Origin of the sequence: Pseudoflavonifractor hominis, from assembly GCF_014288125.1 — a bacterium.
Lineage (GTDB): Bacteria > Bacillota > Clostridia > Oscillospirales > Oscillospiraceae > Pseudoflavonifractor_A > Pseudoflavonifractor_A gallinarum.
The window spans coordinates 1-11,627 of record NZ_JACOPR010000016.1; the positions used below are offsets into that span (position 1 = coordinate 1).

Sequence of the window (11,627 nt, forward strand, 5' to 3'; positions counted from 1 at the left end):
CGGCAACGGCATTTTCACGACAACGCCGACAGAGCGTATAACACACTACACTTTGCTTCGCAAAGTCGTGTGCCAAATGGGGGCGTTGCCCCCTTTGGAAACCCCCACAAGAAAAGGCGGTACGCTACCCCCCTCCACGGGGCGCATACCGCCTTTTCTTGTTATCCAGCCCTCCGGCTGTATCGGTTGAGCAAAAGCCAGCGTGGGATTGATGTGGTATCTTTATCTAAGTGATACCCCTTGCTCCCATTTGGAAACGGTCTGCCGCACCACGTTCAGCTTGACGGCCAGCTCCTGTTGGGAGAGGCCCTTGGATCTCCGGATGGCTTTGATGTTTTCATTGAGCATCGGGATTCAACTCCTTTCGCCCCCATTGTAGGCAAAGCGGCCCGTTGCCGCAAGCAACACAAACTAACAGCCCCTATTTTTGCAACTCCCGCCGCAGATCGTCCAGGTACAGCCTCTGCTGACGCCTCAGATAGCCGGGTACAAAGGGACGCATCCACCAGTGCTTGGCGTTGACAGTCTCGGTACAATGGAGCCGGGTGCCGTCCTCCGCACTCTCAAAAATGCCTTCCCAGGAGCCGGACATATTGCCGTTCTCCATGGTGAAGGCCCAGCGCCGGAGCGGCTCACAGGCCGTGACGGTGAAGTTTGTGGCGTAGCCGCTTTTGGTGTGTTCTACGAAGTGGGTCTCGTCCAGCACCTCTACCCGTTTGAGGTCACTGCGCCAAGCAGTGTTGGAAGGTCAGTTACCACCTGCCACACCCGCTCCACCGGGCAGGAGAAATGGACGCTCACCTTGGAAGTCGGCATAAACTCACCCCTTCTTCGCTTTCTTGTTCAGCTTCAGGCTGATGCCCCGGCGGTCCGCCGCCTGCTGGAGCAGTTCCACGGCGACAAGGGCCAACTCCTTGATGGGTTGTCCGGCCAGCTCCGGTCGGCTGTCCAAGTCAGCCATCACGGACTGTAATTCCTCCAACGGCAGAAGATAGACCGCCGTATGGAAGAGCGTCTTGCGGCGGCCGTCATTGTAGCCCGCCAGAAGTGCGTCCAATATGGCGTGCTTTTCCTCTAACTGAGCGAGGTACGCCTCCAGCCCCAGTTCCTGGGCACGGGCGATATCCTGCTGTCGGTTCCGATGGGGGACGAAGGAGTCCCCATCGTCAAAGCCGTCATAGCGGGAGCAGGGGTACTCCGGGCACTCCCAGCAAAAGGGCACCCCGCCGTGGGCCAGGGAGCACTTGGCGATGGCGCAGTTCTGATTGCCCGCCCCGCCGCCGCAGCCGGGACAGTACCCGCCCAGATGCATGGAGCAGAGGGCGCAGTTGAGACCGCACAGGGAGAAGCGGGTCTCGTCTCTGGTCAAGCCTTTCATGTCACTCCCTCCGTTAAAACCACAGTGCCGGTTCCTCCCTGAACACCGGGGTGTCCCCTTGGGCGTAGGGATCGTATCGATTTTCGTTGCACCCGAATTCCTGCAAAAAGCAGATCTGACCCGCTTCGTTCCAGCGGATGAGGGAGAGTCCGTCAAAGCTCTGGACGGTGCCATCCGTCATGGTGCACCGGAAGGCCCACTCTACCACAGTCTGGTCTCCCTTGTGGAAATACTGCCGGATGTCCCACCGCTCCACGGTGCCACGGGTGTTCCACTCGTCAAACCACAGCTTGACCTTCCCTCTGCCGTGGTACTCCGGCCCCCAGTTCTCGATGTAGACGGCGTCGGGGGCGAAGAGATCCTCAATGCCCGTATCCTGCTTGTCCAGCCACATGGAAAACCAGCGGCGGAGCTGTGCCTCCCGATGGTTGTATCCTGAATCGCTCATCTCTTGCCCTCCTTACCGTTCCCTGCGGTACTGGATCTCCCGCACCGGCATCCCGCCGATCTCATCTTCCGCATAGGCTCCGCTGGGGCGGAATCCCATGCGCTCATAGAAAGCTCTGGCCCGCTGGTTTCCCTCCAGCACCCACAAAAAGAAATCCTGATAGCCCATGGATTCCAATTGCTCCACTGCGGCGGTAAGCAGCGCCTTTCCCCAGCCGTTCCCCCAGTATTCCGGCAGAAGATAGAGGGAAACGATCTCACCCCAGCCTGCCAGCTCTGGCGTCCGGCTGGCACAGCAGCTGGCAGTGCCTACGATTTTTTCTTCCTCCAGCAAAAGCAGTGACTCCCGGCCGGCCTGTTCCAGATAGGGAACCCATTTCCCCAACGGAATGCTGTCCAGATATTCCTGGGGAAGCAGTCCACGATACGCTTCCCGCCAGCTCTCTTCGTACACCCGGCTGACGGCAAAGAGATCGTCGCTGGGGTGCAGTTTTCTGATTTCCATAGAGGCTCCTCCTCACTCCGCCCGTTTAATGGGTTGTCGGATGACAGTTTTCAGCTTTTCCGACTGGCACCGCCGCACGTCGCTCAGGTAGATCTCGTGGTGGAACCGGCCCTGACTGAAATCCGGACCATAGCCCTGTTCCCTGGCGTATGCCTCCATGGCCGCCACGGTGGCGGGCTCATCGTCATAGGGGCCGATGTGCATACACTGGACACACAGGCCCTCCTCCCAAGGGAAGAACTCCACCTGGGAAAAATCCCGCTGTTTCTTTTCCGTCGCCTCCCGGACGGCCCAGTCAAAGACCGCCTTGGTCACAAACTCCGGCAGGTGGATGAGGGAGATCCACTGGAAATCCGCCTTGCGGGAATAGTCCACCCCGTGGACGCCCTCCTGCCACCAAAGGCCCTCCAGCGGCGGCACCACATAGTCAAAGTAGCCCTCCGGCGGGTTCCGCTTGCTCATCTTGATGGTGTAAGCCACCGCGTAGAGCTGCTCCAGAGCCTGTTTGTAGGCGCCGTGCTCCTCGTTGGGATCGCCCTGCCCCCGCACCGCCAGAAAGTTCATGGCGGGCACCGTGACGATGCCCGGGGTTCTGGGGGGCTGGTAGAATTCCTTATACTCTTTCTTGTAGTCAAAGGCCATGGTCATTTCCTCCGTTTTTTCGGCTGCTCCTGAAGCGCCATACAGGTCAGGCGGGTGAGGGCGGTCATGGTGTCCCGATCATCCACATCCTCCACCCAGATGTAGTCTCTGGCCCCCTCATAGGGCGGAGCCTTGGGCAGATTGGGAAAGGCCGCCTCGCCCGCCGGGGTGACCTTCACAAAGAACTGATCGTCGCAGATGACGGCAAAGAATACGCCGTCGCAGTAGAGGCCGTGCTCCCCGAACATCTTCCGGCTGCGGATGGTCCCGGCCTCCCGCAGCTGCTCGGCCACATAGTCCACAAAGTCCTGATGAGAGGCCATCTCAATCCCTCCTGTAACGATGGGCCAGTGTTTCGGCCAATTTTTCCAACTCCTCCCGCAGTTCTTGAGGCTCCACCAGTTCCGCCTTATCCCCAAAGGTGAGCACCCAGCTGAGGACGCTGTCCGCATCGGGAAAGCCGCCGGTAAAGCGAAGCCGCCCGTCCGGCTCCGCTGTGAAGCGATCAGCCCCGTATTCCTCTACCAGCCGCCAGCGGCAGTTGGGTTCAAAGAGCACGGTGACCTGATACTTCGCCGGAAAGAGCCGCTCCGGCTCCAGCTCCGGCAGGGGTGTAGCCCGGGGCGGAAAGCCCTCCCCAGCGGTGAGATCCGTCATGCGGTTCAGCTTGAACAGCCGGAAATCCTCCCGGCTCCGGCACCAGCCCCACACATACCAGGCCGACCAGTGGAACACCAGATAGCAGGGCTCCACCGTGCGCTCCGATTCCCCTTTGGGGGAGAAGTAGGTGAAGCGGATGGTGCGGTGCTGTTCGATGGCACTCTGGATCAGCTCGATCTTGGGCGGCAGGCTGGTCTTGTACCAGGAGGAGAGGTCGATGAGCATGTGGGCCCCGCTGGGAACCAGAGCGCCCGTCCCGGCGGACAGCTTTTCCATTAGCTGGGTATAGCGCCGGGTGCCGCTGACGCTGTCCAGGCTCCTGAGTCCCGCCAGGATGGCCTGCATCTCTGGGGCGGTGAGCACCGTCCGATCCACCCGGTAGCCCTCCATGATGGAAATGCCGCCACCCGCACCCTGGGCAGTGGCGATGGGAATGCCCGCCCGGCAGAGGGATTCGATGTCACGCTGGATGGTTCGCCGGGACACCTCGAACTGCTCCGACAGCTCTGGGGCGGTGACCCTCTCCCGCTGGAGCAGGATGGACAGGATACCAATAAGCCGTTCCATTTTCATGGGCTACACCGCCTTTCCTGCTTTTATCTACATTATACCATAGGAACAGGACAACAGTATGTCATGTTTGATTTGAAAGCAACCGGGCGGCTTTCGTTCGCTCTGCGGTTAAAAGTATATTCAGCGAATACGGGTCGGTGGGAGGAAACTAACTTATCTGTTCAAGAGCCAACAAAGGCCGGCATCGGTACGCTCCACACTCTGGACAAAGTGGTTACCTGGGTTCATCTGGAACACCGTGTCGATCCCCTTGTGCTGGTAATAAGCGCATATCTCCTCGGTGTTCTCCTGAACCGTGCGCAGGATCGGGTTCTTGGTTTTACTCTCCTTATCTCCCAAAGAAAAGTACATACAATCCGACCAGCGCTTTGGCTCACGGGAGAAGATGTACTCCTTCATGCCGGGAAACCAGAGGGAACCGGACATGCTGCCCACCCGGGAAAACAGATCCGTCTGGTAGATGGCGTACAGAGCGAACAGCCCGGCCAGCGAGTACCCGGCGATGCCCCGCCAGCGAGGAACGCTACCAAGCTCTTTCTCCGCCGCTGGGATGATCTCCCCGGTCAGAAGCCGCAGATAGTCGTCCGCGCCGCCGGTGCAGGGGTCCGCGTTTTTGAAAGCGGGCGGGCTGTCCCAGGGTGCCATATCATGGTTCCAGTCCAGATCGCTGATAGCCACCAGCGTGAACGGCGGGCAGCCGGCAGCCTGCGCGGCCTCATATACCTTTTGCCCTTCGCCGGAGAAGGTGTTGAGGTAGATAATAGGGGCATTTGCTTCCAAACTTAGGAAAATGGATACGGTTTTGCCTTGTGTTGAGAAGATATGCATCGTTTTCATCATCCACTTTCTATTTTGAGAGGGGCGTCACACATAATAGTCCTGCTTGTTGGACGGGTATGATATTAAACTGAACTCTAACGAACTCTAAACGAAACTCTAAGTAATGAGAAGCGGAATGCGGTCAAAGCCAAATAGTTTTCTTGCTACCTGACAATCAGTTTTTTCGTATTTTGGAATTGCAGATATACTCAATATACATCTTCAAAGCCACGATAGGAAGAGTGAACTGTCACGCCGTCTACACGCATTGTTTGCTTTCTGGAACAACCAACGCGGTCTTTGTACCGTTGCGGGAATCGCATACTATATATTTTCTCACGAAAGCAAGTGAAAACTTAAAGAGATATACTCTGAAAATGAGAGCTACCGGCAGCTTCTGTACAGAAATGTGCATTTTGTTTGAGAGAAAGCAAACTATCTGCTTTTACTGTATCCTTGCGTTCCAATCACAAATCTGCTAAAATTATACACAACGCTGTCAGAAGTTGTTGTATGCCTTGGCAGTATGACAGTATAAGTCAAGTGCTCTGCCGACTGGTAGAGCACTTTTGCGTGTTATAGGGTACAGAATAAGTATTTGGCTGCAGAATTACCAGTAGTTCCTCCGTTGAGGGGCTGTTATAGTACTGTGAAGAAAGGATGCGGACAGAATGAAGCTGTTGTACTCGGATATTCTGCCTTTAGGATTAGAGGAAGATCAAACTACAATTGCCGCCTGTTTTGATGACCTTATTTCAGAATGCGACAGCGTAGATATTGCCGTCGGATATGTTTCAAAATCGGCTCTTGAAGAGCTGGATATGCTCATTTCTGAATATAATATTGATCATGTCAGCCTCATTATGGGGATGTATTACATTGAGGGTATGCCGGAGAGTACATACCGAACCGCTATGGCGCTTAATGAAAAATGGAAGGCCGCAGGCATCGGCAGCATCCGTGCAGTTCGGCCATTTAAGTATCATGGCAAACTCTATGTATTCCGTAAGGATGGGAATATAAAGGCTGCCATTATTGGATCAGCAAATTTGGGCGTAATCAAAATAGATGCCTCGAACCGGAGGCAGTATGAAGTATCTGGCTTGACTACCGATTCATCGGAATGCAGGGAAATTTCCGACCTCATTGAAAAGCTCACGGATAATAGGTGTTCCGCGGACATAGCCGACATTACTGATATGCCGCTTATCCGCGAAATTAATACTTCTTTGACCGGAGTGGACACTGTTGATCAGGTGCCTCAGGCAGAAGTTGAGATTTATGACCGCCACAAAACGGATATTTCTTTTGTGCTTCCAATTAAGGTTCCGGCTTTTGCTGAGCGCCATATGGATGACGGAAAGCACTACACAAAATCCAACCTGAATGTATGCTATGCGGCTCCTCGGAGCGCCAGAAAATCACGTGACTGGTATGAAACCCAGCTCACTGTCAGCAAGAGCATAACTCTGCTTCCTGGGTATCCTGAAAAGAATGCAGCTTTTTATGTCATAACTGACGATGGCTATACGTTTAAGGCTCATACCACAAGCGACGGCAATAAGCAATTCAGCGCAGTGGGAGATGAGCTGATTCTTGGCAGATGGATTAAAGGCCGTCTGGCCGCTGCTGGTCTTGTCGCCCCTGTCAATGACACCCAGCTTGATCATGACCGCCAAGGAATGATTACGAAAGAGATGCTGGCCGCTTATGGCTGCGATACTCTCGTACTGACCAAAACAAATCAAAAGATGGAAGATGAGGACGGAAACCTTCTTGATGTGTGGTTTCTTTCCTTTGAAGCTTCCCATGAGGAAAGGGTTATTGAGTGCTGCAGTACCTAAAGACATATCTCAAAACAATAACTGACCGGGGGAACATCCGTCTTGCGGAGTCCATATCTAAAACGGCGGAAGAGGTTGGCACCCGGCATATAAGCCGGTTTTCATTCTGTAGCCACGAAATAGGCCTGTTGTTTGGAAATGTGCAATCTGGAAAAACGGGCCAGATGTTCGGCATCATTTGCAAAGCCGCTGATATGGGTTTCCCCGCCTTTGTTCTGCTTACAACCGACAATGTTGTCCTCCAGCAGCAGACGCTTGAGCGGGTCAAGGCTGATTTGAAAGGATTCTGTATCTGCGGCGAAAATGATTCGGGCCTTTTCATTGAGAACCGGCTTATGGATCCTGTGATCATAGTTCTAAAAAAGAACGCACGAATCCTGCGGCTCTGGGCAAATGTTTTTGCTTCCACAGGGTTTATGAAGGGAAACCCCCTTTTCATTGTTGATGATGAGGCAGATGCTACTTCCCTAAACACACTTGTAAATAAAGGCCGCCAATCCTCTATTAACAAATATCTTGACTCTATTAAAAACGGAGCATCCAGCAGTATATATCTTCAGGTTACTGGTACGCCCCAGGCTATTTTCCTTCAAACTATGGCTTCCGGCTGGCACCCCTATTTTACCTACTACTTCGAGCCGGGAGACGGCTATCTGGGCGGGGATTTCTTTTTCCCTAAGAATAGAATTGCTAACTCTGTTGCTTTTCTTGAAAAAACACCCAATCCTGAACGCAGTGTCGTGGTTCATCATATGGCAGTTTCCGGTCAGATCATTGCCTCTGGCGGGAGTGTGTGCAACTGCTTGCTCCATCCCAGCGTTAGACAAGCTGTACACGGAAGGTATGAAAAATCCATGCAGACAGAGCTTGCATGGTGTCTGGAACATGTTGATGATGAGTTTCGCGCGGAGTTAAAAACGGCTTACGAAGCGCTTCATCCAGAGAAAGCAGATAAAGTGGATTTTGAGTCTGTTTTCTTATCAGCAAAGAAGCTTTTGGAAAACCACCAAGTAAAGATCTTGGTCATGAACGGAAAGCACGATGTAGACAGTTCTGAGTATTCTTCTGGCTCCAATATTGTGATCGGCGGAAATACGCTTGGGCGTGGCGTTACCTTCCCAGCGCTCCACACAATTTATTACACCAGAACCAGTAAAAAACCTCAGGCAGATACCATGTGGCAGCACAGCCGAATGTTCGGATATGACCGTGATCCTGGCATGATGAAAGTCTACATCGATGAACCACTTTATAAACTGTTTTCTGATATAAATGCCACAAATAATTCGATTATTTCTCAAGTTGAAAAAGGCGCAGAAAATATTAAGGTTTACTATCCTGAAGGCTTGAATCCAACTCGCGCGGCAGTGCTTGACAACAAAAGAGTGTTTACCCTTTCCGGCGGAACAAACTACTATCCCTTTGACCCAGATAACAGCAGCATTGAAGATTTGGACAATTTGTTGGCAGCATTTGATGAAAAAGAGCCGTCTTACCAAGTCGGCCTGCGCTTGATGAGGGAGATATTCAGCCACATAACATCTGCTGAAGACTTTGATGTGTCCAGTTTTGTTTCCGTACTCGATGCAATGCTTTCGGAAAAGCCCTCTGCACAAGGCATATTGATTGTCCGTAGAAATAGAGACATAGCAAAGGGAACCGGTGCATTGCTGTCTCCGAACGATTGGAGCCTTGGAAGCTCTTTTGCAGACTGCGTTGTGCTGACCATGTACAAAGTAACCGGACGCAAGGGCTGGGCAGGAAGGGAACTTTGGATTCCAAATATAAAGCTCCCGAGCGATATGGTTTATTATGATGTAAAAGATTCTGGCGAAGAATCTGTCGAATGAGTGTGTGCTTATGGATGATTTGACTCCGGAGCAGCGCAGAAAGAATATGCAGGCAATAAAGAGCAAGGATACCAGCATTGAGCTTCTTCTGCGGAAAGCTCTTTGGCAAGAGGGTATTCGGTATCGAAAAAACTACAAAAAATTGCCTGGCAAGCCTGATATCGCAATTACGAAATATAAAATTGCAGTATTTTGTGATTCGGATTTCTGGCACGGATATGACTGGGAAAACCGTAACCAGCGCATTAAGTCGAATCGGGACTATTGGGTTCCCAAAATCGAACGAAATATGCAAAGAGACAAAGAGGTTACCACCCAGCTGCAAGAGGCTGGATGGGTTGTCCTTCGCTTTTGGGAATGGCAGATAAGGAAGCACCTCGTCGAATGTGTTGATGAGGTGAAAAATGCAATTACATCTGCTGGTGGGAAGGAGAGGAGCACTGCGCAGAATGCTGATGATACATTATGTTAAATGTGAAAAATATCCGGCTCTCCCAGGATGAACTTAACCGGTGCATTGAGTTTGCTCAGAAAAGTGCACCGAATCAGCAGGCGATTGAGTTTGGTCAACGAACTACAAAACCTCGCCGAACTGGTGAAATTGCAAGGGACAACTTAATTGGGAAAATAGCAGAAGTCGCATTCAGCAAAATGATGAAGGAAAACTACGACATTGATGTGCCCTTAGACTTCAACTATTACCCGCGCGGTCAATAGGATAGTCAGGACGCCGTAATCAATGGCTGGCGGATTGATGTAAAAGGGACTCGGCAAGGCGGGCGCTGGATGTTGATAGAATGGAACAAGCTGAAATTCCGCCAGCGCGACAACAATCTGTCGCATCTCTATGTTATGTTTTCTGTGGCGTGGGACCGGATCGCTGATTGCCCAACAGGCCTTGTCAGCTATGAAGGAGCAGTGTCTTTAAGCCGACTTAATTCCAAGTGTAAAACTACAAAAGTGCTTCGTAAGGGGAATGTCATCCCTGGAACGCATACTACTCTTCAGGCAGATAATTATGGAATTCAGTTCAGCGATCTATACAAACACCTAAATCATCTTGTACATCATCTTACTACAAAGGAGCCACCAGAATCATTAACTGCAGAGTTTCTTAACCCGTATACTGGACAGACAACAGTGCAGATTCTAACGGCTTCTGAACTGGATGAAACGGGATCTGGGAAAGCGGATGCTGGGACGAAAGGTGAACCCAGCATACTCTCAACAATGGCATCCTGGACCAGAAAACTGATTGGTAACAAATAGAAAATGACGGATTTGTTCCGACAGAGCGATATGTGTCTTTGCGAGAAGGAGGGGTGTACAGCATGATTACTGCAGACATATCAAAAGAGGTGTTGTTTGACCCCTTGGAATTAGATGTTAATGAATTTTACATCGTATCTGGATATGCAACTCCCACCATGTTGTCATGGTACATAAAAAACCTATACCACAAGACCCGCACACCCATAAAAATCTCATTGCTGGTCGGCATGGTTCCGTTTGATGGCATCAGTGTCAGTGTGCACGAAGGCTTTGTTCAGCTAATTCGTGATGATAAACCACAGGAAATCCAAAAGCTGGAATGCAGTTATATCTATGATGACCCCGCTGTGCATTCCAACCTATTTATCTGGGCTAAGGACGGCGTTCCGCAAAAAGCTTTTGCTGGCTCGGCATACTTTGTCCAAAGTTCCTTTGTTGGGCATCACCGTCAAGAAACCATGGAGACCTGTGATCCTGAAGAGGCTATGCGTTATTACCAGTCACTGATAAGCCGCAGCATCTACGCCCATCATGCAGAAATAGAAGAATATGTGCAGATCCATCCCACTCATCCCGTCCTTGACCGAGAAAATGCACTCATAGAAGGTATTGATACTGCACAGGTGCACTATGAGGCGGTTACGTTAAGCCTTATAACACGAACAGGAGAGCCTGGTGTCCGATCCGGCTTAAACTGGGGCCAGAGGCCAGGGCGCAATCCCAATGAGGCTTACATTTCTCTGCCTTCTAAAATCGCAAAGAGTGGTTTTTTTCCTCTGGAAAAGCGGCATTTTACTGCAATCACAGATGACCGGCACCAGCTGATACTCCGTGTTGAACAGCAGAATGACAAGGCTGTCACTACTCCAGCCAGAAACAGCGATTTGGGTGAATACTTCCGCAATCGCCTGGGACTGGCAAATGGTGATTTTGTGACACGGGAAGATCTCGACAGGTATGGAAGAACAGATGTTATATTTATAAAACTCGATGAAGAAACATATTATATGGACTTTTCTGTATAAGGCGTATTTCATGAAACGTCAAACGTTAAGTAAGTAGAGGTATTTAATTTGATTCTACGGAGGTTAATAGCATGGCAAAGACTGGAGATACTTATACGATTACACTGTATATGTCACATTTGAAATGGGGCGAATACCGTTACACAGGTTCGAGAGATATAATATATGGGGAGGGGTATATTCCTATTCCAAAACGGTATGCCAGAGCTTTCAATATCCTGAATCGAAACGGCACAAATAAAGCCGATATTTTGGGGGCTAATTTGTTTAGATGCAAATCCAAGGATGGCCTATTCGAGGGTGTTTTGCGTGCACAAGGATGCAGTAATGCAGGTGATCCTTATGCAAAACAATTTGCCGGAGATAAAAACCTCAAGGCACTTGGTGACTGGTTTTATGCTGTTGGTGCTGGTATAGGAAATCAGGTTAGGGTCACTTGGACCAGTCCTACAGATATTGTTATTGAGCTTATATGAGAACAGACAAAGGGAGAGAGACTTCTTCAAATTATGTGTAAACCTCCTGAGTGGTGTAAAATAGAAGCATCACACAGGAGGTTATACATATGGCCAGAAAGAATCGCACGCCGGAAGAAAAAGCCCGGCGGGAGAA

Annotated in this window: 15 protein-coding genes and 1 pseudogene; 7 read left to right on the plus strand and 9 right to left on the minus strand. The window is 51.1% G+C overall.

Going from position 1 to position 11,627, the window contains the following annotated elements:
* Positions 1-228: 228 nt before the first annotated feature.
* From H8S34_RS14545 to H8S34_RS14585, 9 genes and pseudogenes are all read right to left on the minus strand, one after another.
* A pseudogene (locus H8S34_RS14545) lies at positions 229-348 on the minus strand (helix-turn-helix transcriptional regulator); the annotation flags it as partial.
* Between the two features lie 73 nt (positions 349-421).
* Positions 422-706 carry an SRPBCC family protein gene (locus tag H8S34_RS14550; protein ID WP_366486026.1) on the minus strand — a complete coding sequence of 95 codons (285 nt, stop codon included), beginning with the start codon at positions 704-706 and terminating at the stop codon, positions 422-424.
* A gap of 114 nt (positions 707-820) precedes the next feature.
* Positions 821-1,378, minus strand: coding sequence for a DUF3795 domain-containing protein (locus tag H8S34_RS14555; RefSeq protein ID WP_186964387.1), 558 nt, complete (start codon positions 1,376-1,378; stop codon positions 821-823).
* A gap of 13 nt (positions 1,379-1,391) precedes the next feature.
* On the minus strand, positions 1,392-1,826 hold the full coding sequence (locus H8S34_RS14560; RefSeq protein WP_186964388.1) for a nuclear transport factor 2 family protein: 435 nt from the start codon (positions 1,824-1,826) through the stop codon (positions 1,392-1,394).
* A gap of 12 nt (positions 1,827-1,838) precedes the next feature.
* Entirely contained in the window at positions 1,839-2,330 is a 492-nt protein-coding gene (locus tag H8S34_RS14565; RefSeq protein ID WP_186964389.1) for a GNAT family N-acetyltransferase, read from the minus strand.
* 12 nt (positions 2,331-2,342) lie between these two features.
* On the minus strand, positions 2,343-2,972 hold the full coding sequence (locus H8S34_RS14570; RefSeq protein ID WP_186964390.1) for a GyrI-like domain-containing protein: 630 nt from the start codon (positions 2,970-2,972) through the stop codon (positions 2,343-2,345).
* Positions 2,973-2,974: 2 nt separating this feature from the next.
* Positions 2,975-3,295: a TfoX/Sxy family protein gene (locus H8S34_RS14575; protein ID WP_186964391.1), complete on the minus strand. Its 321-nt coding sequence runs from the start codon at positions 3,293-3,295 to the stop codon at positions 2,975-2,977.
* Position 3,296: 1 nt separating this feature from the next.
* A complete protein-coding gene (locus tag H8S34_RS14580) occupies positions 3,297-4,205 on the minus strand; it encodes a helix-turn-helix transcriptional regulator (protein WP_186964392.1) in 909 nt (302 codons plus the stop codon).
* A gap of 153 nt (positions 4,206-4,358) precedes the next feature.
* A complete protein-coding gene (locus H8S34_RS14585; protein ID WP_186964399.1) occupies positions 4,359-5,033 on the minus strand; it encodes an alpha/beta hydrolase in 675 nt (224 codons plus the stop codon).
* Between the two features lie 662 nt (positions 5,034-5,695).
* Between H8S34_RS14585 and H8S34_RS14590 the strand changes: the two genes are divergently transcribed.
* The 7 genes from H8S34_RS14590 (at position 5,696) to H8S34_RS14620 (ending at position 11,491) form a co-directional block, all read left to right on the plus strand.
* Positions 5,696-6,868 carry a restriction endonuclease PLD domain-containing protein gene (locus H8S34_RS14590; RefSeq protein ID WP_186964393.1) on the plus strand — a complete coding sequence of 391 codons (1,173 nt, stop codon included), beginning with the start codon at positions 5,696-5,698 and terminating at the stop codon, positions 6,866-6,868.
* Positions 6,869-7,032: 164 nt separating this feature from the next.
* Positions 7,033-8,718: a Z1 domain-containing protein gene (locus H8S34_RS14595; protein WP_243208046.1), complete on the plus strand. Its 1,686-nt coding sequence runs from the start codon at positions 7,033-7,035 to the stop codon at positions 8,716-8,718.
* 10 nt (positions 8,719-8,728) lie between these two features.
* On the plus strand, positions 8,729-9,190 hold the full coding sequence (locus H8S34_RS14600) for a very short patch repair endonuclease (protein WP_186964394.1): 462 nt from the start codon (positions 8,729-8,731) through the stop codon (positions 9,188-9,190).
* Entirely contained in the window at positions 9,184-9,435 is a 252-nt protein-coding gene (locus tag H8S34_RS14605; protein WP_186964395.1) for a hypothetical protein, read from the plus strand. The genes H8S34_RS14600 and H8S34_RS14605 overlap by 7 nt, the downstream gene beginning before the upstream one ends.
* 69 nt (positions 9,436-9,504) lie before the next feature.
* Positions 9,505-9,987, plus strand: coding sequence for a hypothetical protein (locus H8S34_RS14610; protein ID WP_186964396.1), 483 nt, complete (start codon positions 9,505-9,507; stop codon positions 9,985-9,987).
* A gap of 62 nt (positions 9,988-10,049) precedes the next feature.
* Positions 10,050-11,015 (plus strand): restriction endonuclease PLD domain-containing protein, encoded by a 966-nt coding sequence (locus H8S34_RS14615; RefSeq protein ID WP_186964397.1) that lies wholly within the window; start codon positions 10,050-10,052, stop codon positions 11,013-11,015.
* A gap of 71 nt (positions 11,016-11,086) precedes the next feature.
* Positions 11,087-11,491 carry a hypothetical protein gene (locus H8S34_RS14620; protein WP_186964398.1) on the plus strand — a complete coding sequence of 135 codons (405 nt, stop codon included), beginning with the start codon at positions 11,087-11,089 and terminating at the stop codon, positions 11,489-11,491.
* Positions 11,492-11,627 lie beyond the last annotated feature (136 nt).